Source organism: Streptomyces sp. NPDC039465 (assembly GCF_055639315.1).
Genome location: NZ_JBVKAP010000010.1, coordinates 145,237 through 171,160 on the forward strand (window position 1 = coordinate 145,237; position 25,924 = coordinate 171,160).

The following is a 25,924-nucleotide window of genomic DNA, read 5'->3' on the forward strand; positions in this document are numbered from 1 at the left end:
CATGAGCGCCCTGAGGAATCGGACGATGTACAAACTCTTCTTCCAGCTCGTCTTCAAGCGGATGGACCCCGAGAGCGCCCACCACCTGGCCTTCCGGTGGATCCGCCTGGCCGCCCGCGTCCCCGTGCTGCGCACCCTCGTGGCCGCTGTCCTGGCCCCCCGGTACAAGGAGCTGCGCACCGAGGCCCTCGGCCTGCGCATGCACGGCCCCTTCGGCCTCGCCGCCGGTTTCGACAAGAACGCCGTCGCCATCGACGGCATGTCGATGCTCGGCTTCGACCACGTCGAGATCGGCACGGTTACCGGCGAGCCGCAGCCCGGCAACCCAAAGAAGCGCCTTTTCCGGCTCGTGCCGGACCGCGCCCTGATCAACCGCATGGGCTTCAACAACGAGGGCTCCGCCGCCGTCGCCGCCCGCCTCCACGCGCGCGTGCCGGTCTTCCGGACCGTCGTCGGCGTCAACATCGGCAAGACCAAGGTCGTCCCGGAGGCCGAGGCCGCCGCCGACTACGTGAAGTCGACCGAGCGGCTCGCCGCCCACGCCGACTACCTCGTCGTCAACGTCTCCTCGCCCAACACCCCGGGCCTGCGCAACCTCCAGGCCACCGAGTCCCTGCGGCCCCTGCTGACGGCCGTACGGGAGGCCGCCGACCGTACGGTCACCGACCGCCGCGTCCCCCTCCTGGTCAAGATCGCCCCCGATCTGGCCGACGAGGACGTCGACGCGGTGGCCGACCTCGCCCTGGAGCTGGGCCTGGACGGCATCATCGCCACCAACACCACCATCGCCCGCGAGGGCCTCGGCCTGAAGTCCGCCCCGTCCCTCGTCAAGGAGGTCGGCGGGCTGTCCGGCGCGCCCGTCAAGGCGCGCTCCCTGGAGGTCCTGCGCCGCCTCCACGCGCGCGTGGGGGACCGCCTGGTCCTGATCGGCGTCGGCGGCATCGAGAACGCCGAGGACGCCTGGCAGCGCATCCTCGCCGGTGCCACCCTGATCCAGGGCTACAGCGCCTTCATCTACGAGGGCCCGTTCTACGCCCGCGCGATCCACAAGGGCCTCGCCGCCAGGCTCGCGGCCAGCCCGTACGCCACCCTCGCCGAGGCCGTCGGCGCCGACAACCGAAAGGCCACTCCGTGACTCTCCCCTTCGGCGCCCGGCTGCGCCACGCCATGGACACCCGCGGGCCGCTCTGTGTCGGCATCGACCCGCACGCCTCCCTGCTGTCCGCCTGGGGCCTGGGCGACGACATCCACGGCCTGGAGCGCTTCACCCGCACGGTCGTGGAGTCCCTGGCCGAGCACGTCGCCGTCTTCAAGCCGCAGTCCGCGTTCTTCGAGCGGTTCGGCTCCCGGGGCATCGCCGTCCTGGAGCAGGCCGTCGCCGACCTGCGCGAGTCGGGCGCGCTGGTCGTCATGGACGCCAAGCGCGGCGACATCGGCTCCACCATGGCCGCCTACGCCGAGACGTACCTGCACAAGGACTCGCCGCTCTTCTCCGACGCGCTGACCGTCTCGCCGTACCTCGGCTACGGATCGCTGCGCCCGGCCGTCGAGCTGGCCCGGGAGAGCGGCGCGGGGCTCTTCGTGCTCGCCCTGACCTCCAACCCGGAGGGGGCTGAGGTGCAGCGTGCGGTCAGTCCCGACGACCCGGCCGGCCGCACCATCGGCGCGATCATGCTCGGCCACCTCGCCGACGAGAACGCGGGGGAGGAGCCGATGGGCTCCTTCGGAGCCGTGGTCGGTGCCACGCTCGGCGACCTCTCCTCCTTCGACCTCGACATCAATGGGCCGCTGCTCGCCCCCGGCATCGGCGCCCAGGGCGCCACCCCGGCGGACCTGCCGGCCGTCTTCGGCCCCGCCGTGCGCAACGTGGTGCCGAACGTGAGCCGGGGCGTGCTGACGTACGGTCCGGACGCGACCGCCCTGCGTGAGGCGGCCAGGAGGTACGCGGAGGAGATCCAGGAGGCGGTCGGGGCGACCGGCTGACGGACAGCATGTGGACGCCTTGACGGAATCTTGGCTCAAAACCCGGTCGAATTGACCTAAATGTCCTGGTCGGTCGATGCTGACCAGGACTTTTAGTCTTTTCTCGCTGACTAGAGCGGTCCTGGCCGCTAGTCTCCGTCGCAGAGTCGGCGTTGCGAGGGCCCCACCTTCGCTTCGTTGCTCCCCTGGTGTGGGGCGACTAGGTTCCTCACCGGTCCGTATCCGACAGTTCGACATCCGAGGTGACGTAGGCGTGGCTCTTCCGCCCCTTACCCCTGAACAGCGCGCAGCCGCGCTCGAAAAGGCCGCCGCGGCTCGCCGGGAGCGGGCCGAGGTCAAGAATCGACTCAAGCACTCCGGCGCCTCCCTGCACGAGGTCATCAAGCAGGGCCAGGAGAACGACGTCATCGGCAAGATGAAGGTCTCCGCGCTCCTTGAGTCCCTGCCGGGCGTGGGCAAGGTCCGCGCCAAGCAGATCATGGAACGGCTCGGCATCTCCGAGAGCCGCCGCGTGCGCGGTCTCGGCTCCAACCAGATCGCCTCCTTGGAGCGCGAGTTCGGCAGCACCGGCGCCTGAGTCCCGGGCATACCCGGGAAGCTGGAATAATCGCCGCATGGCTGCACAGGTTCGTCCGCGATTGACCGTGCTCTCCGGCCCCTCAGGGGTCGGCAAGAGCACGGTCGTCGCTCATATGCGCAAGGTCCACCCCGAGGTCTGGCTTTCGGTCTCGGCCACCACGCGCAAGCCGCGCCCCGGCGAGCGCGACGGTGTCCAGTACTACTTCGTCTCGGACGAGGAGTTCGACAAGCTGATCGCCAACGGCGAGCTGCTGGAGTGGGCCGAGTTCGCGGGCAACCGCTACGGCACCCCCCGCGGGCCCGTACTGCAGCGGCTGGACCAGGGCGAGCCCGTCCTGCTGGAGATCGACCTCCAGGGAGCCCGGCTCGTCCGTGAGTCGATGCCCGAGGCGCAGCTGGTCTTCCTGGCGCCGCCGAGCTGGGAGGAGCTGGTCCGCCGGCTCACCGGCCGGGGCACCGAGTCGCCCGAGGTGATCGAGCGCCGCCTGACGGTCGCGAAGGTCGAGCTGGCAGCCGAATCGGAGTTCGACGTCACTCTGGTCAACACCTCCGTCGAGGACGTGGCACGCGAGCTGCTAGCCTTGATGGAAGTTGTTTGATCTTTTTCTGATCACTCGGATCAGAGTCACTCAGATCTGATCACCCGGATCAGATGAATCCAGAAGTTTCTTCGGAAGGCTAGAGCGTGTCCTCTTCCATCACCGCGCCCGAGGGCATCATCAACCCGCCGATCGACGAGCTGCTCGAGGCCACCGACTCGAAGTACAGCCTCGTGATCTACGCGGCCAAGCGCGCTCGTCAGATCAACGCGTACTACTCCCAGCTCGGCGAGGGCCTGCTCGAGTACGTGGGCCCGCTCGTGGACACCCACGTCCACGAGAAGCCGCTGTCGATCGCCCTGCGCGAGATCAACGCGGGCCTGCTGACCTCCGAGGCCATCGAGGGCCCGGCGCAGTAGGCACATGGTGTTTCTGGCCACAGGCCCGGCGGAGCATCCGCCGGGCCTGTGGTGTGTGATGGGGTGGTACGAAACCGAGTGCGGGGAGTCTCAGTGCAGAAGCCGAAGGTCGTCCTTGGGGTCAGCGGCGGGATCGCCGCCTACAAGGCGTGCGAGCTGCTGCGGCGGCTGACCGAGTCGGGCCACGACGTACGGGTCGTACCGACCGGATCGGCCCTCAACTTCGTCGGCGCCGCGACCTGGTCGGCGCTCTCCGGCAACCCGGTCTCCACCGAGGTCTGGTCGGACGTCCACGAGGTCCCGCACGTACGCATCGGCCAGCAGGCCGACCTCGTGATCGTCGCCCCGGCCACCGCCGACATCCTCGCCAAGGCCGCCCACGGCCTCGCCGACGACCTGCTCACCAACACCCTGCTCACCGCCCGCTGCCCGGTCGTCTTCGCGCCCGCCATGCACACCGAGATGTGGGAGCACCCCGCCACCCAGGAGAACGTGGCCACCCTGCGCCGCCGGGGCGCCGTCGTCATCGAGCCCGCCGTCGGCCGGCTCACCGGCGTCGACACCGGCAAGGGCCGGCTGCCCGAGCCCGGCGAGATCTTCGAGATCTGCCGCCGGGTCCTCGTCCGCGGAGTCTCCGAGCCGGACCTCGCCGGCCGCCATGTCGTGATCAGCGCCGGCGGGACGCGCGAGCCGCTGGACCCCGTGCGCTACCTCGGCAACCGCTCCTCCGGCAAGCAGGGGTACGCCCTGGCGCGCACCGCGGCCGCCCGGGGGGCCAGGGTCACCCTGATCGAGGCCAACACCGGCATCCCGGACCCCGCGGGCGTCGACGTCGTCCATGTGTCCACCGCCGTCCAGCTGCGCGAGGCCGTCCTGAAGGCGGCCGCCGACGCGGACGCGGTGGTGATGGCGGCGGCCGTCGCCGACTTCCGCCCGGCCTCGTACGCGCCCGGCAAGATCAAGAAGAAGGACGACGGGGGAGCCCCCACCGTCGAGCTCGTCCGCAACCCCGACATCCTCGCCGAGATCTCCGCCGACCGGGCGCGCCCCGGCCAGGTGATCGTCGGCTTCGCCGCCGAGACCGACGACGTGCTGGCCAACGGGCGCGACAAGCTCCGCCGCAAGGGCTGTGACCTGCTCGTGGTCAACGAGGTGGGGGAGCGCAAGACCTTTGGCGCGGAGGCCAGCGAGGCGGTGGTCCTCGCCGCGGACGGCGCCGAGACGCCCGTGCCGTACGGCCCCAAGGAAGACCTGGCCGACACGGTCTGGGACCTCGTGGCACCCCGGATGACCACCGTAAACCGGTAGGGAACCCGACGGGCGCTGGGTGAGTTCCTGCCAGAAACACGCGGAAAATGAAGATTCCGGAAGTTTTTCGAAGGGTTCCCGGTTAGCCTGAGGGATGCGTCAAACCGCATGAAAACGGGCTTTCCGGCCCTTCGGGAGTCGGCTTCGTCCTCCGATGAAGGTCATCTTCGGAGGTGATCCGCCTCCCACCTTGCGAGATACCTGGTCCACCCGGCGAGAGCGCCCGATAAACTGTCCACGGACGGACGCGGGGCGCAGCCCCCTGCCGGTCCGCAAATGATCAGCCAGCAGCCGCTGCAACCACAGGGAGCATTGTGTCCCGTCGTCTCTTCACCTCGGAGTCCGTGACCGAAGGTCACCCCGACAAGATCGCTGACCAGATCAGCGACACCATTCTCGACGCGTTGCTCCGCGAGGACCCGACCTCGCGTGTCGCCGTGGAGACCTTGATCACCACCGGTCTGGTGCACGTCGCCGGCGAGGTCACGACGAAGGCCTGGGCGGACATCCCCACCCTCGTCCGCAACAAGATCCTCGAGATCGGCTACGACTCCTCGAAGAAGGGCTTCGACGGCGCCTCCTGCGGCGTCTCGGTCTCCATCGGGTCGCAGTCGCCCGACATCGCTCAGGGTGTCGACACCGCGTACGAGAACCGCGTCGAGGGCGATGACGACGAGCTCGACCGCCAGGGCGCCGGCGACCAGGGCCTGATGTTCGGTTACGCGTCCGACGAGACGCCCGAGCTGATGCCGCTCCCGATCCACCTCGCCCACCGGCTCTCCCGCCGCCTGACCGAGGTCCGCAAGAACGGGACCATCCCGTACCTGCGTCCCGACGGCAAGACCCAGGTCACCATCGAGTACGACGGCGACAAGGCCGTCCGTCTCGACACGGTCGTCGTCTCCTCCCAGCACGCCTCCGACATCGACCTCGAGTCGCTGCTCGCGCCCGACATCCGCGAGTTCGTGGTCGAGCACGTCCTCAAGCAGCTCCTGGACGACGGCATCAAGCTGGACACCGACGGCTACCGCCTGCTGGTGAACCCGACCGGCCGCTTCGAGATCGGCGGCCCGATGGGCGACGCCGGCCTCACCGGCCGCAAGATCATCATCGACACCTACGGCGGCATGGCCCGCCACGGCGGCGGCGCCTTCTCCGGCAAGGACCCGTCCAAGGTCGACCGCTCGGCCGCCTACGCCATGCGCTGGGTCGCCAAGAACGTCGTGGCCGCCGGGCTCGCCGGGCGCTGCGAGGTCCAGGTCGCGTACGCGATCGGCAAGGCGGAGCCCGTGGGCCTCTTCGTCGAGACCTTCGGCACGAACACCATCGAGACCGAGAAGATCGAGCACGCCATCGCCGAGGTCTTCGACCTCCGCCCGGCCGCGATCATCCGCGACCTCGACCTCCTTCGCCCGATCTACGCCGAAACGGCGGCCTACGGCCACTTCGGCCGCGAGCTCCCCGACTTCACCTGGGAGCGCACGGACCGCGTGGACGCGCTGCGCAAGGCGGCGGGGCTGTAGTCCCGCGCTCGGCACGTCTCGTCGGCCCCGGACCGCTTCGGTCCGGGGCCGACGTGCATCCGGGGACTGTCAGTGGGGTCTGGTAGGACTGGGGCTGTGAGCAGCGAGAACGAGACTCCCGAGCGCCCCGCGGCCGAGCCGCCGGAGCAGCTCGCGCTCATTCGGGAGACCGTGCGGAAGGCGAAGGTGCCACGGGCCAAGCCGCGGACGTGGCGGGGGGCCGCGTTGGCCAAGGAGCTGCCGGTCGCGCGGGTGGTCGTGAACAAGGGGGTGCTCCATCTCGACCAGTTCTTCGACTACGCCGTGCCCGAGGAGCTGGACGCCGTCGCGCAGCCGGGGGTGCGGGTGCGGGTGCGGTTCGGGGCTGGGGCGCATCAGGTGCGGGACGGGCGGCGCGAGGGTGGGCGGCTCATCGACGGGTTTCTCGTCGAGCGGCGGGCCGACTCCGACTACTCCGGGCCGCTGGCCGCGCTCGCCGACGTGGTCTCGCCCGAGCCGGTGCTCAGCGCCGAGCTGCTGGGGCTCGCTCGGGCCGTCGCCGACCGGTACGCGGGGAGCCTCGCCGACGTGCTCCAGCTCGCCGTTCCGCCGCGCAGCGCGCGCGCCGAGGGGCGGCCGTCGCCTGAGCCACTGCCCCCGCCCCAGGCCCCCGAGGCGGGGACCTGGACGCGGTACGCCAAGGGGCCCGCGTTTCTCGACGCGCTCGCCAAGGGCGCGGCGCCCAGGGCCGTGTGGAACGCGCTGCCCGGGCCCTCCTGGGCCGAGGAGCTGGCCCGTGCCGTCGCCGCGACGCTCGCCTCCGGGCGCGGTGCGCTTCTCGTCGTACCCGACGGGCGGGCCGTCGCGCGCGTGGACGCCGCGCTCACGGCGCTGCTTGGGGAGGGGCGCCACGCCGTCCTGACCGCCGAGGCCGGGCCGGAGAAGCGCTACCGCCAGTGGCTCGCGGTCCGGCGTGGCTCCGTGCGCGCGGTCGTCGGGACCAGGGCGGCGATGTTCGCGCCCGTACGGGACCTGGGGCTCGTCGCCATCTGGGACGACGGCGACTCCAGCCACAGCGAACTGCACGCCCCCCTCCCGCACGCGCGCGAGGTGCTGCTGCTGCGCGCCGCCCACGACCGCTGCGCCTTCCTGCTGGGGGGTACGAGCTGCACGGTGGAGGCGGCGCAGCTCGTCGAGACCGGATGGGCGCTGCCGCTCACGGCCGGCCGCGACCAGGTCCGGATCGCCGCGCCGCTCGTCCGGACCGTCGGCGACGGGGAGCTGGCACGTGATGAGGCCGCCCGCGCCGCCCGGCTGCCCTCGCTCGCCTGGCAGGTCGTGCGGGACGGCCTGAAGAGCGGGCCGGTGCTGGTGCAGGTGCCCAGGCGCGGCTACGTACCGCGGCTGGCCTGCGAGCTGTGCCGTACGCCCGCCCGCTGCCGCCACTGCGCGGGGCCCCTGGAGGCGCCCGAGCAGCGGGACCTGCGCTGTGGATGGTGCGGGCGCGGCGAGCCCGACTGGCACTGCGTGGCCTGCGGGGCGGTGCGCCTGCGGGCGCAGGTGGTCGGCGCCCGGCGCACCGCCGAGGAGCTGGGACGGGCGTTTCCGGCAGTGCCGGTACGGACGTCGGGCCGCGACCACATACTCGACAGCGTTCCCGCGCGGCCCGCCCTCGTGGTGTCCACCCCCGGCGCCGAGCCGGTCGCCGAAGGCGGATACGCGGCAGCGCTCCTGCTCGACGGCTGGGCCATGCTCGGCCGCCCCGACCTGCGCGCGGGCGAGGAGGCCCTGCGCCGCTGGATCGACGCGGCCTCGCTGGTACGGGGCCAGGCGGATGGCGGCACGGTCGTGGTCGTCGCCGAACCCACCCTCAGACCGGTACAGGCGCTGGTGCGGTGGGATCCCGTCGGCCACGCCCAGCGTGAGCTGGCCGAGCGCGCCGAGCTGGGCTTCCCGCCGGTGTCCCGGATGGCCGCGGTCAGCGGCCGACCGGAGGCTTTGGAGGCCTTCCTCGCCGCGGCGGAGCTGCCGCGCGACGCGGAGGTGCTCGGGCCCGTCCCCCTCCCGGTCACCCGCCCCGGTAGCCCCCGCCGCCCCGGGGACACCCCGCCGGGGGAGACCTGGGAGCGGGCCCTGATCAGGGTCCCCCCGGGCAGCGGCGCTGCCCTGGCAGCCGCCCTGAAGTCGGCCCAGGCGGGCCGCCTGGCGCGGGGCGGAGGAGAGCCGCTCCGGATCCGGGTGGACCCGCCGGACATCGGCTGAGGCTGATGGCCCCCGGGCGGGCGCATGTCCCGGCCCCACCCCCCCACATGACCCGGCCGCCTCGCCCTACCGGTTCTACCGGTAGTGGCGAGGCGGCCGGGGTGAGCGAGGTCAGCCGTTGCGCGGGCCGGGGAAGGCGCTTGGGCGGGCCTCTTCGCGGAGGGTTTGGGTGGTGGCCGTCGGCTGTGGGGGCATCGTGCGGGCCGCCGGGACCGCCGGGACCGCCGGGGCCGGCAGGGTACGTGTGGGGGCCTCCGGCTCGACCGTGGCCGTCGCCGTGCCGACGGTGGACGGCTGGGTCGTACGGCGGGCGCCGTAGCGGCGGTGGACGGCCTGCTTGGTGACGCCGAGCGCCGAGCCCACCGCGTCCCACGAGAAGCCCAGCGAGCGGTCGAAGTCCACCGCCGCGGTCACCAGTGTCTCGACGCTGTCCCGCAGTTCCTGGGCGAGACGGACGGTCGGCGCGGGCGCCCTGCCGTACACGACGAAGCCCGTGGACGGGCCGGAGCGGCGCGGACGGTAGACGTTGCCCAGCTGGGCCGTGAGCGTGCGCAGAGCGTCCACCTGCCGGCGGACCCGCTCGATGTCCCGCACCAGCAGATGCAGGCTTGCCCGGGCTTGGGCGTCGTGGGTTGCGTGGTCGGCCATTTACAAGCCTCTCGAACCGGCGTTGAAAAGGGTCGGACCGCACCGGGCGGCCCGTTTCGGTCAATCTGTCTTGACCAACGCGCCAGCCGTCGATGTGGTCACGCCCTGGGGGCGTATCCGCATATGCGCGGGGCGCTCACATATACGTACGCCCCCTGCCCGCCCGGCCCATAGACTGGTGAGCTGCCCGTCACCGCCCGGAACCGGCCGGCGGCGGCCACCCGCCGACACCGAAGATGCGAGGTATTTCCGAGTGAAGCTTGTCTTCGCAGGCACCCCCGAGGTCGCCGTACCCGCCCTGGACGCCCTGCTCGACTCCGGCCGGCACGAGGTCGCCGCCGTCGTCACCCGTCCCGATGCGCCCGCCGGGCGCGGGCGCCGGCTGGTCGCGAGCCCGGTCGCCGAGCGGGCCGAGGAAGCCGGCATCGAGGTGCTCAAGCCCGCCCGGCCCCGTGACGAGGACTTCCTCGCCCGGCTGCGGGAGATCGCGCCGGACTGCTGCCCCGTCGTCGCATACGGCGCCCTGCTGCCCAAGTCCGCCCTGGAGATCCCCGCGCACGGCTGGGTCAACCTGCACTTCTCGCTGCTGCCCGCCTGGCGCGGCGCCGCGCCCGTGCAGCACTCCCTGATGGCCGGCGACCAGGTCACCGGCGCCTCCACCTTCCTCATCGAGGAAGGGCTCGACTCCGGGCCGGTGTACGGCGTGGTCACCGAGGACGTCCGCCCCACCGACACCAGCGGTGACCTGCTGACCCGGCTCGCGTTCGCCGGGGCCGGGCTGCTCGCCGCCACCATGGACGGCATCGAGGACGGCACGCTGAAGGCGGTCCCGCAGCCCACCGAGGGCATCACCCTCGCCCCGAAGATCACCGTCGAGGACGCCCACGTCGACTGGACCGCCCCGGCGCTCCGCGTCGACCGGGTCGTGCGCGGCTGCACGCCCGCCCCGGGCGCCTGGACCGTCTTCCGCGGTGAGCGGCTCAAGCTCATCCAGACGGCGCCCGTCACCGAGCGGGGCGAGCTCAAGCCGGGCGAGCTCTCGGCCGGCAAGAACAACGTCCACGTCGGCACCGGCTCCCACGCCGTCGAGCTGCTCTGGATCCAGCCACAGGGCAAGAAGCCGATGCGGGGCGCCGACTGGGCCCGTGGCGTGCGCATCGCCCCCGGCGAGCGCCTGGGTGGTGGCGACGTAGGCTGAGAGGGTTAGCCCCTCTTCCTTACTTTCGTCAGCTTACTTTCGTCAGCGGAGCACCTTTTGAGCGAGCAGGCCCGTCGCCGTCCCCCCAGGCCCCACCGGCGCCCCCAGAAGGATCCCGTCCGGATCCTCGCCTTCGAGGCGCTGCGGGCCGTCGACGAGCGGGACGCGTACGCGAACCTCGTGCTGCCCCCGCTGCTGAAGAAGGCCCGGGACAAGGGCGACTTCGACGGGCGGGACGCGGCGCTCGCCACCGAGCTGGTGTACGGGACGCTGCGCCGTCAGGGCACGTACGACGCGATCATCGCGGCCTGTGTCGACCGGCCGCTGCGCGAGGTCGACCCGCCGGTGCTCGACGTGCTCTCGCTCGGCGCGCACCAGCTGCTCGGGACCCGTATCCCCACGCACGCGGCGGTCTCCGCCAGCGTCGAGCTGGCGCGGGTGGTGCTCGGCGACGGGCGGGCGAAGTTCGTGAACGCGGTGCTCCGCAAGATCGCCCAGCGTGACCTGGACAGCTGGCTGGAGCAGGTCGCCCCGCCGTACGAGGAGGACGCCGAGGACCACCTCGCCGTCATGCACTCGCACCCCCGCTGGGTCGTCTCCGCGCTGTGGGACGCGCTCGGCGGCGGGCGCGCGGGCATCGAGGACCTGCTGGAGGCCGACAACGAGCGCCCCGAGGTCACCCTTGTCGCGCGCCCGGGGCGCGCGACGCCCGCCGAGCTTCTGGACCTCCTCGGTGAGGAGTCCGGGCTGCCGGGCCGCTGGTCCCCGTACGCCGTCCGCATGGCCGAGGGCGGTGAACCGGGCGCGCTCGCGCCCGTCCAGGAGGGCCGCGCGGGCGTCCAGGACGAGGGCAGCCAGCTGGTCGCCCTCGCTCTCGCCAACGCCCCCCTCGAAGGCCCCGACGCCCGCTGGCTCGACGGCTGCGCGGGGCCCGGCGGCAAGGCCGCGCTCCTCGGCGCGCTGGCCGCCGAGCGGGGCGCCGCCCTGCTCGCCTCCGAGAAGCAGCCCCACCGCGCCCGGCTCGTCGAGCGCGCCCTCGCCGGCAACCCCGGCCCGTACCAGGTCATCGCCGCCGACGGCACCCGCCCGCCGTGGCGCCCCGGCACCTTCGACCGGGTCCTGATGGACGTCCCCTGCTCCGGCCTCGGCGCCCTGCGCCGGCGCCCGGAGGCCCGCTGGCGCCGCCGCCCCGAGGACCTGGAGGGCTTCGCGCCGCTCCAACGCGGGCTGCTCACCGAGGCGTTGGCGGCCGTGCGGGTCGGCGGTGTGGTCGGGTACGCCACCTGCTCGCCGCACCTCGCCGAGACCCGGGCGGTCGTGGACGACGTGCTCAAGAGGACCGGCGGCGCGGAGCTGATCGACGCGCGCCCGATGTTCCCGGGCGTTCCGGCGCTCGGCGACGGTCCCGACGTACAGCTGTGGCCGCATCTGCACGGCACGGACGCGATGTATCTGGCGCTGCTCCGGCGCACCGCCTGACCCTCCCCGCGGCCCAGATTGTCTGGATTGGGGGTGTATCGGAGATCATTGGTACACACCGATCCGGACCCGAAACCGCTCCGCGGCAAAGAAGTGGCCAAGAGCATGGCAGGCTTGGCACATGGCCCAGATCAACCCCAGCATCCTGTCCGCGGACTTCGCCCGGCTCGCCGATGAGGCGAAGGCCGTCGAAGGCGCCGACTGGCTCCATGTCGATGTGATGGACAACCACTTCGTCCCGAACCTCACCCTGGGCGTGCCGATCGTCGAATCGCTCAGCCGGGCGACGGACACCCCGCTGGACTGCCATCTGATGATCGAGGACCCGGACCGCTGGGCCCCGCAGTACGTCGAGGCGGGGGCCGGTTCGGTCACGTTCCACGTGGAGGCCGCGGCCGCGCCCGTACGGCTGGCCCGCGAGATCCGGGCCAAGGGCGCCCGTGCCTCCATGGCGCTCAAGCCCGCCACCCCCATCGAGCCCTACGAGGACCTGCTCCCCGAGCTCGACATGCTGCTGATCATGACCGTCGAGCCGGGCTTCGGCGGGCAGGCCTTCCTCGACATCATGCTGCCGAAGATCCGCCGTACCCGGGAGCTGATCTCCAAGCACGGCCTCGAGCTCTGGCTCCAGGTCGACGGCGGGGTCTCCGAGTCCACCATCGAGCGGTGCGCGGACGCCGGCGCGGACGTGTTCGTCGCCGGTTCCGCGGTCTACGGAGCGCAGGACCCGGCCCAGGCCGTGCGCTCCCTGCGGGAGAAGGCGGAGCGCACCACCGCCGCCGCGGGCTGGGCCTGCAACCACTGAGCCACGCATGCACCACGGGCAGATGAACGCCGCCCAACAGGACTGATCAAGGCCCGTCGCATCTGACAGGATGAACGGCGAGTCCAGAGTGTGAACAGCAGTGAGGAGATCGCGGTGTCGGGTATGTCGGCGGGACGGTCAGCCCTGCGGATGGGACCCGCGGAGCTGGTGCAGGCGGCGGCCATGGCCCGCCGCTTCTACCTCGAGGGCAAGTCCAAGATCCAGATCGCCGAGGAGTTCGGCGTCAGCCGCTTCAAGGTCGCTCGGGTCCTGGAGACCGCCCTCGAGCGCGATCTCGTACGCATCGAGATCCGGGTGCCGGCCGAGCTGGACGCCGAGCGCTCCGACGCGCTCCGCGCCCGCTACGGCCTCCGCCACGCTGTCGTGGTCGAATCCCCCTCCGAGAGCGACGACGAGTCGCCCGACCCGGAGAACCTGGGCGAGGTCGCGGCGGACCTGCTGGGCGAGCTGGTGGCCGAGGGCGACGTCCTCGGACTGGCGTGGGGCCGCTCCACCATCCACATGGCGGCGGCGCTCGACCGGCTGCCGCCCTGCACCGTCGTCCAGCTCACCGGCGTGTACGACGCCGGAACGGCCGAGCGCGGCTCGGTGGAGGCCGTACGGCGGGCCGCCCAGGTCTCCGGCGGCGAGGCGCACCCCATCTACGCGCCGATGCTGCTGCCGGACCCGGCGACCGCGGCGGCCCTGCGCAACCAGACCGGGATCGCGCGGGCCTTCGAGTACTTCGACAAGGTCACCGTCGCCGCGGTCTCCATCGGCTCCTGGGAGCCGGGCATCTCCACCGTCCACGACATGCTCACCGACGAGGAGCGGGCCCACTACGCCTCGCTCGGCGTCGCCGCGGAGATGTCGGCCCACCTCTTCGACGCCGAGGGCCGCCGGGTCGGGCGCGACCTGGGGGAGCGGTGCATCACGGTCGAGGCGGACCGGCTCCGCCGGATCCCCGAGGTCGTGGCCATCGCGGGCGGCCAGCGCAAGGCGGCGGCGATCGGCGCGGTACTCCGCTCCGGTCTGGTCACCAGCCTGGTCACGGACACCGCCGCGGCGGACTTCCTGCTCACCGAGTCCGAGCCGGGCCCCCGGCCGGCCCTGGAGCGCGCCGACCCGGACGAGTAGACGGACGGCCGGCTTGGAGGTTCCTCCCAGAGGAACCTCCAAGGCCTGGACGTTCGGACCGGCCCGTAGTTTCGCCCCGGCATGGGAGAATGAACTACGTGCTTTTTCCCCTGGCTGAAATGCCTAGGGGCCGATCCGAACGACTGGGATGTCAGCACGTGCGTTTCCTCAATGACGTCAAGCCGCCGTACGACCTCACGTACGACGATGTGTTCATGGTGCCGAGCCGCTCGGCCGTGGGTTCCCGCCAGGCCGTGGACCTCGCCTCGCCCGACGGTTCGGGCACGACGATCCCGCTGGTCGTCGCCAACATGACCGCGATCGCCGGCCGCCGGATGGCCGAGACCGTCGCCCGCCGCGGTGGCCTCGTCGTCATCCCGCAGGACATCCCGATCGAGGTCGTCACCGACGTCATCTCGTGGGTCAAGAGCCGCCACCTGGTGCTCGACACCCCGATCGTCCTCGCCCCGCACCAGACCGTCGCCGACGCGCTCTCCCTGCTGCCCAAGCGGGCCCACGACGCCGGTGTCGTCGTCGACGAGGAGCACCGGCCCATCGGTGTCGTCACCGACGCCGACCTCTCCGGCGTGGACCGCTTCACGCAGCTGACCGAGGTCATGTCCAAGGACCTCCTGCTGCTCGACGCGGACATCGACCCGCGCGAGGCGTTCAACACCCTGGACCACCACAACCGCCGCTACGCCCCGGCCGTGGACAAGGACGGCAAGCTCGCCGGCATCCTGACCCGCAAGGGCGCCCTGCGCGCGACCCTCTACACCCCCGCCACCGACGCCGACGGCAAGCTGCGCATCGCCGCCGCCGTCGGGATCAACGGCGACGTGGCCGGCAAGGCCAAGGAGCTCCTGGAGGCCGGGGTCGACACCATCGTGGTCGACACCGCCCACGGCCACCAGGAGTCCATGATCTCCGCGATCAAGGCCGTCCGCGGCCTCGACCCGCACGTCCCGATCGTCGCCGGCAACATCGTCGCCGCCGAGGGTGTGCGCGACCTCATCGAGGCCGGCGCGGACATCATCAAGGTCGGTGTGGGCCCGGGCGCCATGTGCACCACCCGCATGATGACCGGCGTGGGCCGCCCGCAGTTCTCCGCCGTGCTGGAGTGCGCCGCCGAGGCGAAGAAGTACGGCAAGCACGTCTGGGCCGACGGCGGTGTCCGTCACCCCCGCGACGTCGCCATGGCGCTCGCCGCCGGTGCCTCCAACGTCATGATCGGCTCCTGGTTCGCCGGCACGTACGAGTCCCCGGGCGACCTCCAGCACGACGCCCAGGGGCGTGCGTACAAGGAGTCGTTCGGCATGGCGTCCGCGCGCGCCGTCCGCAACCGTACGAGCGAGGAGTCGGCCTACGACCGCGCCCGCAAGGCGCTGTTCGAGGAGGGCATCTCCACCTCGCGGATGTTCCTCGACCCGTCCCGCCCGGGCGTCGAGGACCTGATCGACTCGATCATCGCCGGTGTCCGCTCCTCATGCACCTACGCCGGTGCGGGCTCGCTCGCCGAGTTCGAGGAGAAGGCGGTGATCGGCATCCAGTCCGCCGCCGGTTACGCCGAGGGCAAGCCGCTGCACGCCAGCTGGAGCTAGTCAGGCCCGCACGACGGCCCCCGCGAGACACTCTCGCGGGGGCCGTCGTCGTACGTACGAGCCCTCAGGGGCCTGTGTGGGGCCCCGGGACGTACGGGCGGAGCACCCGGGCCACCGCGGCCGCCAGCCGGGCGTGTCCGGCGTCGTTCGGGTGCAGGCCGTCCGCGAGGTCGTCCGGTCCGAGCACCGGGAGCCCCGGCAGCAGCAGGAGCCGGGGATCGTCGGCCATCAGCTCCCTGGCCGCCTCCTCCATCGCCGTACGCAGCTCCGCCAGGCTCGCCCCGAGCGCGTTGCGTGCGCTCTCCGCGGCCGGCCGCAGCACCGGCGAGACCAGCAGCAGCGGGGCGTCCGGATGGCCCGCGCGGACCAGGGAGATGAAGACCCGGACCGTCTCGTGGAGCAGGGGAGCGCTGTACGGGATCCCCGACCAGCAGTTGGTGCCGAAGGCGAGGGTGAGCAGGTCGGCGGGGAGCGCCGCCAGCTGCTCGGCGGTGGGCAGCTCACCGCGGGCCGCGCCCGCGTAGCCGAGGTTGACCGTGTCGAGGCCGAGCATCCGGCCGGCGGTGGCGGGCCAGGAGCGGGCGGGCCGGGTGGACCACCAGCCCTCCGTGATGGAGTCGCCGTGCACCACCCAGCGCGGGCGCGCCGGAGCGGGCGCCAGCGCCCCGCCGACCCCGCGCAGACCGAGAATCTCGGGCGCCTGCGCCTCGGGCGGATGGACCGCGAACGGGCCTGTCCTGGGCGGGAGTTCGAGCACCGCCACGGCCTCCTCGGCCGGTGTGGTGAACGACTCCCGCAGCAGCCGCTCGCCCTCCCACAGGGCGAAGCAGTGGGCCAGCTCCCGCATCCGGTCGCCCGGTCCCGGCACCGCCGCGCGGTAGTGGATCTCCACGGCGCGGGTGCCCGGTTCGGCGGTGAACTCCAGCCGTACGCCGATCGGCAGCGCCGCCCGCTCGGCCGTGTCCCAGGGGAGCCGGGCCATGTCCGCCGGATCCGCGCGCACCGCGCGGCCGCCGTCCAGCCAGGCCGTCCCGCGCAGGAAGGACGCCGGTTCCAACCAGCTCACAGGGGCCTCCGATCCTCGGGTGCGCAAGCTCACACCTACCCCGCCGCGGGCGCCTCGCACGCGCCGCGGTGAGGGGCCGGTGGGCGTGTCCCGCCTGGGGTCCAATGTGTCGATTCGTGCGGCGGGGCGCAATGTTTCCCCGTCTGTGCACCAAGCGCGCAATGATCATTCGAGGGTGCGCAACAACGATGCATTACAAGCGCGAAGCGCGTGCCATTAGGGTGATGCCTCGTACCAAGTGTGGCGGCGACCGCCTGCTCGGCGGTTTCCTCATCCCTCGCGGCTGATGCCCCCTGCCCGCGCGCCGCCGTCGGTCGTCTCCCCCCGACAGGCAGCGATGAAGGAGCCTCCGCAGTGCTGGACCAAGGCGCAGCCCCGCCGGCCACCGAAAACATGGCCCCCAAGCCCTCCGGGCTCGCCGCGCTGATGCGCCGCAAGCCGGTGGAACGGCTGGTCGACGAGGGTGGACAGGGTGAGGGCGGTTCGCTCCGCCGCACGCTCTCCATGTGGCAGCTGACCATGATCAGCATCGGCGCCACCCTCGGCACCGGCATCTTCGTCGTCCTCGGCGAGGCCGTCCCCGAGGCCGGACCGGCGGTCACCGTCGCGTTCGTCATAGCCGGTCTCACCGCGCTCTTCTCCGCCCTCTCGTACGCCGAGCTGGCCGGTACGATCCCGGTCGCCGGCTCCTCGTACTCGTACGCGTACGCAACGATGGGCGAACTGGTCGCCTGGGTCTGCGGCTGGTGTCTGGTCCTTGAGTACGGCGTCTCCGTCGCCGCCGTGGCCGTCGGCTGGGGCGAGTACCTGAACGAGCTGCTGGACGGCACCATCGGCGTCACCATCCCCGGTGTGCTCTCCTCGGCGCCCGGCGAGGGCGGTGTCATCAACCTGCCCGGCCTGATCGTGGTCCTGCTCGCCATGGTCTTCCTGCTCGGCGGCGCCCGTGAGTCCGCCCGCGCCAACACGATCATGGTCGTGGTGAAGATCGCCGCGCTGGTCCTCTTCTGCGCCATCGGCTTCATGGGCTTCAAGTCCGGCAACTACGCCGACTTCATGCCGCTCGGCATGGCGGGCGTCAGCGCCGCCGGTGCCAGCCTCTTCTTCTCGTACATCGGTTTCGACGCCGCCTCCACCGCCGGTGAGGAGGCCAAGAACCCGCAGCGTGACCTGCCCCGCGCGATCATGCTCTCGCTGATCATCGTCACCGTGCTCTACGTCCTGGTCGCCGCCGTCGCCGTCGGCGCCTGGAACTGGAAGGACTTCGAGGGCTCGGAGGCCTCCCTCGCCGCGATCATGAACGACGTCAGCGGCCAGACCTTCTTCGGCACGCTGCTCGCCGCGGGCGCCGTCATCTCCATCGCCAGCGTCGTGCTGACCGTCCTCTACGGCCAGACCCGTGTGCTGTTCGCGATGTCCCGCGACGGTCTGGTCCCCAAGGTCTTCGGCAAGGTCAGCGGCAAGACCGGCACCCCCCGGGCCAACACGGTCATCGTCTCCCTCTTCTGTGCCGCGCTCGCCTCGGTCATCCCGCTGGGCAAGCTCGTCGACGCCACCAGCATCGGCACGCTCTTCGCCTTCGGCCTGGTCAACATCGCCGTGATCGTGCTGCGCTACACCCGCCCGGACATGCCGCGCACCTTCCGGGTGCCGCTCGGCTGGCTCTTCCCCGTCCTCGGCTTCCTCTTCTGCGCGTACAACATGTTCAGCCTCGACGCCGTGACATGGGTCGTCTTCGGTGTCTGGATGGCCGTGGGTCTCGTGTTCTACTTCCTGTACGGCATGCGCCGCTCCCGGCTGGCCACGGCCGTGACCCCGGCAGGAACCCCAGCAGAGAAGTGATCCACCCGTAGTGCGACTCAACGACCTCGACGAACGCATCGTGCACGCCCTGGCGGAGGACGCCCGGCGCTCCTACGCCGACATCGGCTCGCTGGTCGGGCTCTCCGCACCGGCGGTCAAGCGCCGGGTGGACCGGCTGCGGGCCGAGGGCGCCATCACCGGCTTCACCGTACGGGTGGACCCGGCGGCGCTCGGCTGGGAGACCGAGGGGTTCGTCGAGATCTACTGTCGCCACAACACCTCTCCCGACGACATCCGTCGCGGGCTTGAGAGGTATCCGGAGGTCGTGGCCGCGTCCACCGTCACCGGTGAGGCGGACGCGGTCGTCCAGGTCTTCGCCTCGGACATGCGCCACTTCGAGCGTGTGCTCGAGCGGATCGCGGGCGAGCCGTTCGTTGAGCGCACCAAGTCCGTACTGGTGCTCTCGCCGCTGCTGCGGCGTTTCTCCTCCGGCTCGCCCGCGTAGCAGCGCGGACGCGGCGGGGTGCGGGCCGCGATTCCGTGGTCCGCCCCGCACCCCGTCCGGCCCGCGCGCCCCTTCAGGTCGCCGGTTCCCGCCGGCACGCCGCTAGTACGGCGGCTGCCAGGGCAGCACCTTGAAGTCGCCGGTGCCCGACTTCACCTTCTCGTAGGGCGCCGAGCTCACACACTTCGGCAGGTCCCTGATCTGCTGGTCGGCCCTGCCGACGCTGGCCCAGCTGTAGCCGAGCCGGTCCTGCTTGCCCGTGTCGTGCACCGTGATGCCGAGCCGCATGCCCTTCAGCTTCGGGATGTCGGTCTCGCTGACGACACCCGTGAGCACGGCCACCTTGCCGCCCGTCAGCAGGCAGTCGACATCGGCCTTCGCCCAGCCGCTCTCCCCGTTCGGGAACCGGTGGCTGAAGCTGAAGGTACCGGTGGCCGCGAACGGGTCTTTCCGGTTCTCGGCGGCGAGATGCGCGTCGAAGGTGAACGAGATGTCGTGCGGCTCGGTCCGGTAGAGCTTCGCCGTACCCGTCACCGCCGCCGCCTCCCGGGCCCCTCCGTCGCCATCCCCCGAGGCGACGGCCGAGCCCGCGGCACCGGCGGCGATCAGTACGGCCGCGCCCAGCGCGACCAGCTTCCTACGGCGGTTCATGAGCGTCCTTTCAGCAGGTGGGGTGGACGGACACCACTCTCCCGGCCGGTCCGCCCCCGCACATCGCGCCCAGGTCCCGGCCCCTCTCCGCCGTCCGGCGGGGGAGGTCTCCACCTGCGGTACCGGTCGCGCGCAATGAATCACCGCGATGACCCACAACAGCGCAACGCTTCGACGGTCGGTCCGCAACGGTCGCGCCTTGTCCGGATCGAAGCGCAAACCGTACGGTTTTGATGTCTCCCGTACGCGTTCTTTCACCCGACAGAGGTCTGCCGATGCCGCCGCTGCGCACCGCCCTGCTCCAGAGCTCCGGACGGCCCGGTGACGTCTCCGCGAACCTCGCGGCTCTCGACGACGCGGCCGCCCGTGCCGCGCGGACCGGGGCCCGGCTGCTGGTGACCCCCGAGCTCTTCCTCACCGGCTACGCGATCGACGACGACGTGCCCCGGCTCGCCGAGACCGCCGACGGCTCCGGCTCCCGGGCCGTCGCCGCCATCGCCGTACGCCACGGCCTGGCCATCGCCTACGGCTACCCCGAGCGGGACCCGGCCGACGAGGAGACCCTCTACAACTCCGCGCAGCTCATCGGTGCCGACGGCACCCGGCTCGCGAACTACCGCAAGACCCACCTCTTCGGCTGCTTCGAGCAGCAGTGGTTCACCCCCGGTGAGCGGTCCGTCGTCCAGGCGGAGCTGGACGGGCTGAAGCTCGGCCTGATGATCTGCTACGACGTCGAGTTCCCGGAGAACGTCCGCTCGCACGCGCTCGCCGGCACCGACCTGCTGCTGGTGCCCACCGCGCAGATGCACCCCTTCCAGTTCGTCGCCGAGTCGGTCGTGCCCGTCCGGGCCTTCGAGAACCAGATGTACGTGGCGTATGTGAACCGGACCGGCCCCGAGGGCGAGTTCGAGTTCGTCGGTCTGTCCACCCTCGCCGGCCCCGACGGCACCGCCCGGGCCCGCGCCGGCCGCGGTGAGGACCTGGTCGTCGGGGACGTCGACCCCGAGTTCCTGGCCGCCTCCCGGGCGAACAACCCGTATCTGCGGGACCGCCGCCCCGGCCTCTACGGCTCCCTGATCTGAGCCGGCCCCCCGCCTTCCCCCCTCCCCTCGTAGTCCGTGCAAGGAGTCCGTACCCCATGACGTCCACGGTGCCCACCACCGCCGTCCCCCACAGCGACGGTCAGCCGCCGATCACCATGTTCGGTCCGGACTTCCCGTACGCCTACGACGACTTCCTGGCCCACCCGGCCGGGCTCGGCCAGATACCCGCGACCGAGCACGGCACCGAGGTCGCCGTCATCGGTGGCGGGCTCTCCGGCATCGTCGCCGCGTACGAGCTGATGAAGATGGGCCTCAAGCCCGTCGTCTACGAGGCCGACCAGATCGGCGGCCGGCTGCGCACGGTCGGCTTCGACGGCTGCGACCCGTCGCTCACCGCTGAGATGGGCGCGATGCGCTTCCCGCCCTCCTCCACCGCGCTCCAGCACTACATCGACCTGGTGGGCCTGGAGACCCGGCCGTTCCCGAACCCGCTGGCCGAGTCCACCCCGTCGACCGTCGTCGACCTCAAGGGCGAGTCCCACTACGCGGTCACCGTCGACGACCTGCCGCAGGTCTACCGCGACGTGATGAACGCCTGGAACGCCTGCCTGGACGAGGGCGCCGACTTCTCCGACATGAACCAGGCGATGCGCGAGCGGGACGTCCCGCGCATCCGTGAGATCTGGTCGAAGCTCGTCGAGAAGCTCGACAACCAGACCTTCTACGGCTTCCTGTGCGAGTCGGAGGCTTTCAAGTCCTTCCGTCACCGCGAGATCTTCGGCCAGGTCGGCTTCGGCACCGGCGGCTGGGACACCGACTTCCCCAACTCCATCCTGGAGATCCTGCGCGTCGTCTACACCGAGGCGGACGACCACCACCGCGGCATCGTGGGCGGCTCCCAGCAGCTGCCGCTGCGCCTGTGGGAGCGCGAGCCGCAGAAGATCGTGCACTGGGCGCAGGGCACCTCGCTCTCCTCGCTGCACGAGGGTGCGCCGAAGCCGGCCGTCACCCGCCTGGGCCGCACCGCCGGGAACGGGATCACGGTCACCGACGCGACCGGCGACATCCGCACGTACCGCGCCGCGATCTTCACCGCGCAGTCCTGGATGCTGCTGTCGAAGATCGAGTGCGACGACTCGCTCTTCCCGATCGACCACTGGACGGCGATCGAGCGCACCCACTACATGGAGTCCTCGAAGCTCTTCGTGCCCGTGGACCGGCCCTTCTGGCTGGACAAGGACGAGGAGACCGGGCGGGACGTCATGTCGATGACGCTCACCGACCGGATGACCCGCGGCACGTACCTCCTGGACGACGGCCCGGACAAGCCGGCCGTCATCTGCCTCTCGTACACCTGGTGCGACGACAGCCTCAAGTGGCTGCCGCTGTCCGCGCAGGAGCGGATGGAGGTCATGCTGAAGTCGCTCGGCGAGATCTACCCGAAGGTCGACATCCGCAAGCACATCATCGGCAACCCGGTGACCGTGTCCTGGGAGAACGAGCCCTACTTCATGGGCGCGTTCAAGGCGAACCTGCCGGGCCACTACCGCTACCAGCGGCGTCTGTTCACCCACTTCATGCAGGACCGGCTGCCCGAGGACAAGCGGGGCATCTTCCTCGCGGGCGACGACATCTCCTGGACCGCCGGCTGGGCCGAGGGTGCCATCCAGACCGCGCTGAACGCCGTGTGGGGCGTCATGCACCACCTCGGCGGCGGGACCGACGCGACCAACCCGGGCCCGGGCGACGTCTACGACGAGATCGCGCCGGTCGAGCTGCCGGAGGACTGACCCTCCCCCCGTACCCGGGCCGTCGTCGTGCCTTCCCCAGGGCGCGGCGGCGGCCCGTTGCCATACCCGCCGGGCGGCGTCAGCCGCGCGGGGCGAGGGGCGTGAGCAGCATGCGCCCCACCAGCCCCACCGACCGGTCGAGGCGTTCGGTGAACTCCTCAGCCAGGTCGGGCAGCCTGCGCAGCTGCCACAGCGAGCGGGCCGCGAGCCAGGCCCCGTCCCTGGCCCGCTCCAGGCTCCAGCAGCCCAGCAGATGCGTGAGCGGGTCGGCGACCTCAAGCAGGTCGGGGCCGGGCATCAGCTCCTCGCGGATCCGTTCCTCCAGCAGGGCGAGGATGTCGCCGACCCGGTCGAACTCGTCCTCCAGATCGGCCGGTTGGCAGCCGAGCGCCCGGCAGGTGTCGACCACGGCCAGGGCCAGGTCGTGGCCGATGTGCGCGTTGATCCCGGCGAGGGCGAACTGCAGGGGCCGTACGCCGGGATGGCGGCGGTACTGGAGCAGGGGGCGCCAGCAGGCGGGTGCCCGGCCCCCGGCGGCGGCTGCGTCGACCGCCGCCAGATAGCGCGCGGCGAAGGTGACGCCCAGGGCGGAGGCGGCGCGCCGGTCGGGGAAGACGCCGTCCGTGACGGCCCGCCCGATCTCTTCCGTGACGGTCAGATAGACCCGGTTGAAGACCGCCACCCCGTCCTCGGGGTGCCACGCGGCGCGGAAGGCACGCATCCGCACCACCACCGCGTCGACCGTCGTGAACTGCTCGCTCAGCGCCATGGGGGCAGCGTCCCAGCAGCCGGGCCCCGCGGAAAGTACGCGGCCCGGCTTCCCCCGGAACGGATTACCGCCGGGCGGTGCCGTCGCCCTCGCTCTCGTACGTGGACGTGCCCGAGTCGAGCAGGGGCTCCTGCTCCTTCATGTGCGCCGGGGCGAAGGCCCGCAGGACGTGGTAGCCGGTGATCACGACGAGGGTGCCGAGCGCGATCCCGCCGAGCTCGAAGGTGTCGGTGAAGGTGAGCTTCACCCCGCCGACGCCGATGATGATGCCGGCGGCGGCCGGCACGAGGTTGAGCGGATTGCGCAGATCGACCGAGGAGTTGATCCAGATCTGGGCGCCGAGCAGGCCGATCATGCCGTAGAGGATGACGGTGATGCCGCCGAGCACACCGCCGGGGATCGCGGCGACCACCGCGCCGAACTTGGGACACAGGCCGAAGAGCAGCGCGAAACCGGCCGCGGCCCAGTAGGCGGCGGTCGAGTAGACGCGGGTGGCGGCCATGACGCCGATGTTCTCGGAGTACGTGGTGTTCGGCGGGCCGCCCACCGCGGTCGAGAGCATCGAGGCGGCGCCGTCGGCGGCGATCGCCGTACCGAGCTTGTCGTCGAGCGGGTCGCCGGTCATCTCGCCGACGGCCTTGACGTGTCCGGCGTTCTCGGCGATCAGCGCGATGACGACGGGGAGGGCGACCAGGATCGCCGACCATTCGAAGCTGGGGCCGTGGAAGCTCGGCAGCCCGATCCAGTCGGCCTTGGCGACCCCGGAGAGGTCGAGCCGCCAGTGGTCGGTGACCTGCCCGCCGGGCCCCATCGAGTGGATCTTGCCGAAGACCAGGTCGAAGACCCAGGAGACGGCATAGCCGAAGACCAGGCCGAGAAAGATCGCGATCCGGGACCAGAAGCCGCGCAGCGCCACCACGGCGAGCCCGGTGAAGAGCATCACGAGCAGGGCGGTCCACTGGTCCTGCGGCCAGTAGGTGGCCGCGGTCACCGGCGCCAGGTTGAAGCCGATGAGCATGACCACCGCGCCGGTCACCACGGGAGGCATCGCGGCGTGGATGATCCGGGCGCCGAAGCGCCGTACGGCCAGGCCGGCCAGGAAGAGGACCAGGCCCACGACGAGGACCGCGCCGGTGACGGTGGCGCTGGTGCCGCCGGAGGCCCGGATCGCCGCGGCCACGCCGACGAACGAGAGCGAGCAGCCCAGATAGCTGGGGACCGTGCCGCGGGTGGCGAGCAGGAAGATGATCGTCGCGACACCGGAGAGCATGATCGCGAGGTTGGGGTCCAGTCCCATGAGCACCGGGGCGACGAACGACGCCCCGAACATCGCCACCACGTGCTGGGCGCCGAGGCCGACCGTACGGGGCCAGGACAGCCGCTCGTCGGGCCGTACGACGGCTCCGGGGGCGGGTGTTCGTCCGTCGCCGTGCAGGGTCCAGCGCACGCCGAGGTTCATGGGGTGGCTCCACTTCTGAGGATTCCGCCGGCCGGAGGTGGCCGAAAAAAGATCAGCCGCCATGGTAGTGCCGGGCCGGCGGCGCCTTCGGTGGTCATGTGCCCTCAGTGGCGCGCGGCGGTCTGAGCCGCGTCGGCCGGTACGCTCCCGCGCCCGCCCGGCCGCAGTACCCCGGCGCCCAGCACCAGCCCGAAGGTGAGCAGTGTCACCAGCCCGAAGGACACCACCAGCGAGGTCACGTCCGCCAGCCCGCCGATCGCCGAGGGGGCGATCAGACCCGAGGTGTACGTGATGGTGGCGACGCCCGCGATGGCCTGGCTGGGGTTCGGGCCGCTGCGGGCCGCCGCGGCGAAGGCGAGCGGCACGACCACGGCCACACCGAGACCGATCAGCCCGAAACCGGCCAACGCGAGAGCGGGATGGGCGGCGGTGACCACCAGGACCCCGCCCGCGGTCGCCGCCACGCCCCCGACCTGTACGGTCCGCACCGCGCCGAACCGGTCCACCACCCGGTCACCCACCAGCCGGGCCACCGCCATCGTCAGCGCGAACGCCGTCGTGGAGGCCGCCGCCAGCGCCGCCGACGTCCCGAGCTCGTCCTTGAGGTAGACGGCCGACCAGTCCAGGCTCGCCCCCTCCGCGAAGACCCCGCAGAAGCCGATGGCGCCGATGACCAGCGCCGACTTCGGCGGCAGCGCGAAGCGCGGCGGCGGCGCCTCGTCCGGCGCGCTGCGCAGGTCGAGCACGCCCTGGCAGAAGACCACGCCGAGCACGGTCAGCACGAGCGCCGCGAGCAGATGGTGCAGCCGGGCGTCGGCGCCCAGGTGCGCGGCGAGCGTGCCGCCCGCCGAGCCGATCAGCGCGCCCGCGCTCCACATGCCGTGCAGGCTCGACATGATCGACCGCTCCATGCGGTTCTCGAGCTCGACGCCGAGCGCGTTCATGGCCACGTCCGACATCCCGGAGGTCGCGCCGTACACGAAGAGGGCCGTGCACAGCCCGTAGACGTTCGGGGCGAGCGAGGGGAGCGTCAGCGAGAGCGTCCACAGCACGAGCAGGCCGCGCAGCGCGGCACGCGCCCCGAAGCGGTGGCTGACCGCCCCGGCCAGTGGCATCGCGAGCGAGGCGCCGATCGCCGGGAAGGCGAGGGCGAGCCCGAGCTGACCCGGGCTGACGCCCGCGTGCTCCTGGATCCACGGGATCCGGGTGGCGAAGCTGCCGGTGACCGAGCCGTGCACGCAGAAGATCGCGGCGACGGCGAACCTCGCCCGCCGCAGCCGCTCCGTACCGAACTGTGCCTCGCCCGCCATACACCCTCCCCGGGAACCGAACCATGCCGTCGTGCGGCCCGTAAAAATATCGCCCGGCGCCCGGCCGT

Annotated in this window: 23 protein-coding genes; 17 read left to right on the forward strand and 6 right to left on the reverse strand. The window is 71.8% G+C overall.

The window, feature by feature from the left end; translation table 11 throughout:
* The first annotated feature begins 25 nt into the window (after positions 1 to 25).
* The 8 genes from ACZ7LT_RS28605 to ACZ7LT_RS28640 all read left to right on the forward strand — a co-directional run bounded on the left by ACZ7LT_RS28605 (position 26) and on the right by ACZ7LT_RS28640 (position 8,592).
* Positions 26 to 1,135 (forward strand): quinone-dependent dihydroorotate dehydrogenase, encoded by a 1,110-nt coding sequence (locus ACZ7LT_RS28605; protein WP_471238994.1) that lies wholly within the window; start codon positions 26 to 28, stop codon positions 1,133 to 1,135.
* Positions 1,132 to 1,983, forward strand: coding sequence for an orotidine-5'-phosphate decarboxylase (gene pyrF, locus ACZ7LT_RS28610; protein ID WP_471238995.1), 852 nt, complete (start codon positions 1,132 to 1,134; stop codon positions 1,981 to 1,983). The genes ACZ7LT_RS28605 and pyrF overlap by 4 nt, the downstream gene beginning before the upstream one ends.
* A gap of 253 nt (positions 1,984 to 2,236) precedes the next feature.
* Positions 2,237 to 2,560, forward strand: coding sequence for an integration host factor (locus tag ACZ7LT_RS28615; protein WP_026246651.1), 324 nt, complete (start codon positions 2,237 to 2,239; stop codon positions 2,558 to 2,560).
* Positions 2,561 to 2,597: 37 nt separating this feature from the next.
* Positions 2,598 to 3,161, forward strand: a complete 564-nt coding sequence (gene gmk / locus ACZ7LT_RS28620; RefSeq protein WP_471238996.1) for a guanylate kinase — start codon at positions 2,598 to 2,600, stop codon at positions 3,159 to 3,161.
* 86 nt (positions 3,162 to 3,247) lie between these two features.
* Positions 3,248 to 3,520 (forward strand): DNA-directed RNA polymerase subunit omega, encoded by a 273-nt coding sequence (rpoZ, locus tag ACZ7LT_RS28625; RefSeq protein WP_005319902.1) that lies wholly within the window; start codon positions 3,248 to 3,250, stop codon positions 3,518 to 3,520.
* A gap of 93 nt (positions 3,521 to 3,613) precedes the next feature.
* Positions 3,614 to 4,828, forward strand: coding sequence for a bifunctional phosphopantothenoylcysteine decarboxylase/phosphopantothenate--cysteine ligase CoaBC (coaBC, locus tag ACZ7LT_RS28630; protein WP_471238997.1), 1,215 nt, complete (start codon positions 3,614 to 3,616; stop codon positions 4,826 to 4,828).
* Positions 4,829 to 5,142: 314 nt separating this feature from the next.
* Positions 5,143 to 6,351: a methionine adenosyltransferase gene (gene metK, locus ACZ7LT_RS28635; RefSeq protein ID WP_471238998.1), complete on the forward strand. Its 1,209-nt coding sequence runs from the start codon at positions 5,143 to 5,145 to the stop codon at positions 6,349 to 6,351.
* A 96-nt stretch (positions 6,352 to 6,447) separates the two neighbouring features.
* Positions 6,448 to 8,592, forward strand: a complete 2,145-nt coding sequence (locus ACZ7LT_RS28640; protein ID WP_471238999.1) for a primosomal protein N' — start codon at positions 6,448 to 6,450, stop codon at positions 8,590 to 8,592.
* Positions 8,593 to 8,703: 111 nt separating this feature from the next.
* Here ACZ7LT_RS28640 and ACZ7LT_RS28645 read toward each other — a convergent pair whose 3' ends face one another.
* Positions 8,704 to 9,240: a hypothetical protein gene (locus ACZ7LT_RS28645; RefSeq protein WP_471239000.1), complete on the reverse strand. Its 537-nt coding sequence runs from the start codon at positions 9,238 to 9,240 to the stop codon at positions 8,704 to 8,706.
* A 253-nt stretch (positions 9,241 to 9,493) separates the two neighbouring features.
* Between ACZ7LT_RS28645 and fmt the strand changes: the two genes are divergently transcribed.
* The 5 genes from fmt (at position 9,494) to ACZ7LT_RS28670 (ending at position 15,460) form a co-directional block, all read left to right on the forward strand.
* Positions 9,494 to 10,438, forward strand: coding sequence for a methionyl-tRNA formyltransferase (gene fmt / locus ACZ7LT_RS28650; RefSeq protein WP_471239001.1), 945 nt, complete (start codon positions 9,494 to 9,496; stop codon positions 10,436 to 10,438).
* Positions 10,439 to 10,495: 57 nt separating this feature from the next.
* Positions 10,496 to 11,917, forward strand: coding sequence for an RsmB/NOP family class I SAM-dependent RNA methyltransferase (locus tag ACZ7LT_RS28655; RefSeq protein ID WP_471239002.1), 1,422 nt, complete (start codon positions 10,496 to 10,498; stop codon positions 11,915 to 11,917).
* Positions 11,918 to 12,038: 121 nt separating this feature from the next.
* A complete protein-coding gene (gene rpe, locus ACZ7LT_RS28660) occupies positions 12,039 to 12,722 on the forward strand; it encodes a ribulose-phosphate 3-epimerase (RefSeq protein ID WP_471239003.1) in 684 nt (227 codons plus the stop codon).
* Positions 12,723 to 12,845: 123 nt separating this feature from the next.
* A complete protein-coding gene (locus tag ACZ7LT_RS28665) occupies positions 12,846 to 13,859 on the forward strand; it encodes a sugar-binding domain-containing protein (protein WP_040875371.1) in 1,014 nt (337 codons plus the stop codon).
* A gap of 158 nt (positions 13,860 to 14,017) precedes the next feature.
* A complete protein-coding gene (locus tag ACZ7LT_RS28670) occupies positions 14,018 to 15,460 on the forward strand; it encodes a GuaB1 family IMP dehydrogenase-related protein (RefSeq protein ID WP_471239004.1) in 1,443 nt (480 codons plus the stop codon).
* A 64-nt stretch (positions 15,461 to 15,524) separates the two neighbouring features.
* On the opposite strand, the gene ACZ7LT_RS28675 is transcribed toward ACZ7LT_RS28670, so the two are convergent.
* Entirely contained in the window at positions 15,525 to 16,526 is a 1,002-nt protein-coding gene (locus tag ACZ7LT_RS28675; protein ID WP_471239005.1) for a GDSL-type esterase/lipase family protein, read from the reverse strand.
* Between the two features lie 354 nt (positions 16,527 to 16,880).
* Between ACZ7LT_RS28675 and ACZ7LT_RS28680 the strand changes: the two genes are divergently transcribed.
* Both ACZ7LT_RS28680 and ACZ7LT_RS28685 read left to right on the forward strand, forming a co-directional pair.
* A complete protein-coding gene (locus tag ACZ7LT_RS28680) occupies positions 16,881 to 18,368 on the forward strand; it encodes an amino acid permease (RefSeq protein ID WP_471239006.1) in 1,488 nt (495 codons plus the stop codon).
* 10 nt (positions 18,369 to 18,378) lie between these two features.
* Positions 18,379 to 18,834, forward strand: coding sequence for an Lrp/AsnC family transcriptional regulator (locus tag ACZ7LT_RS28685; RefSeq protein ID WP_471239007.1), 456 nt, complete (start codon positions 18,379 to 18,381; stop codon positions 18,832 to 18,834).
* A 102-nt stretch (positions 18,835 to 18,936) separates the two neighbouring features.
* Here ACZ7LT_RS28685 and ACZ7LT_RS28690 read toward each other — a convergent pair whose 3' ends face one another.
* The gene (locus tag ACZ7LT_RS28690) at positions 18,937 to 19,485 is read right to left on the reverse strand and encodes a hypothetical protein (protein ID WP_471239008.1); all 549 of its coding nucleotides are present in this window, start codon (positions 19,483 to 19,485) and stop codon (positions 18,937 to 18,939) included.
* Positions 19,486 to 19,760: 275 nt separating this feature from the next.
* Between ACZ7LT_RS28690 and ACZ7LT_RS28695 the strand changes: the two genes are divergently transcribed.
* Entirely contained in the window at positions 19,761 to 20,567 is an 807-nt protein-coding gene (locus ACZ7LT_RS28695; protein ID WP_471239009.1) for a carbon-nitrogen hydrolase family protein, read from the forward strand.
* 56 nt (positions 20,568 to 20,623) lie between these two features.
* Positions 20,624 to 22,318 carry a flavin monoamine oxidase family protein gene (locus tag ACZ7LT_RS28700; RefSeq protein WP_471239010.1) on the forward strand — a complete coding sequence of 565 codons (1,695 nt, stop codon included), beginning with the start codon at positions 20,624 to 20,626 and terminating at the stop codon, positions 22,316 to 22,318.
* Positions 22,319 to 22,397: 79 nt separating this feature from the next.
* Here ACZ7LT_RS28700 and ACZ7LT_RS28705 read toward each other — a convergent pair whose 3' ends face one another.
* From ACZ7LT_RS28705 to ACZ7LT_RS28715, 3 genes are all read right to left on the reverse strand, one after another.
* Positions 22,398 to 23,087 (reverse strand): DUF5995 family protein, encoded by a 690-nt coding sequence (locus ACZ7LT_RS28705; protein WP_471239011.1) that lies wholly within the window; start codon positions 23,085 to 23,087, stop codon positions 22,398 to 22,400.
* Between the two features lie 64 nt (positions 23,088 to 23,151).
* Entirely contained in the window at positions 23,152 to 24,546 is a 1,395-nt protein-coding gene (locus ACZ7LT_RS28710) for a uracil-xanthine permease family protein (protein ID WP_471239012.1), read from the reverse strand.
* 104 nt (positions 24,547 to 24,650) lie between these two features.
* On the reverse strand, positions 24,651 to 25,856 hold the full coding sequence (locus ACZ7LT_RS28715) for an MFS transporter (RefSeq protein ID WP_471239013.1): 1,206 nt from the start codon (positions 25,854 to 25,856) through the stop codon (positions 24,651 to 24,653).
* Positions 25,857 to 25,924 lie beyond the last annotated feature (68 nt).

Coding starts and splice junctions, on each gene's coding strand:
- ACZ7LT_RS28605 (WP_471238994.1), top strand. CDS start 26: ATGTACAAACTCTTCTTCCAGCTCGTCTTCAAGCGGATGGACCCCGAG.
- gmk (WP_471238996.1), top strand. CDS start 2,598: ATGGCTGCACAGGTTCGTCCGCGATTGACCGTGCTCTCCGGCCCCTCA.
- ACZ7LT_RS28645 (WP_471239000.1), bottom strand. CDS start 9,240: ATGGCCGACCACGCAACCCACGACGCCCAAGCCCGGGCAAGCCTGCAT.
- rpe (WP_471239003.1), top strand. CDS start 12,039: ATGGCCCAGATCAACCCCAGCATCCTGTCCGCGGACTTCGCCCGGCTC.
- ACZ7LT_RS28665 (WP_040875371.1), top strand. CDS start 12,846: ATGTCGGCGGGACGGTCAGCCCTGCGGATGGGACCCGCGGAGCTGGTG.
- ACZ7LT_RS28690 (WP_471239008.1), bottom strand. CDS start 19,485: ATGAACCGCCGTAGGAAGCTGGTCGCGCTGGGCGCGGCCGTACTGATC.
- ACZ7LT_RS28695 (WP_471239009.1), top strand. CDS start 19,761: ATGCCGCCGCTGCGCACCGCCCTGCTCCAGAGCTCCGGACGGCCCGGT.
- ACZ7LT_RS28700 (WP_471239010.1), top strand. CDS start 20,624: ATGACGTCCACGGTGCCCACCACCGCCGTCCCCCACAGCGACGGTCAG.
- ACZ7LT_RS28705 (WP_471239011.1), bottom strand. CDS start 23,087: ATGGCGCTGAGCGAGCAGTTCACGACGGTCGACGCGGTGGTGGTGCGG.
- ACZ7LT_RS28710 (WP_471239012.1), bottom strand. CDS start 24,546: ATGAACCTCGGCGTGCGCTGGACCCTGCACGGCGACGGACGAACACCC.
- ACZ7LT_RS28715 (WP_471239013.1), bottom strand. CDS start 25,856: ATGGCGGGCGAGGCACAGTTCGGTACGGAGCGGCTGCGGCGGGCGAGG.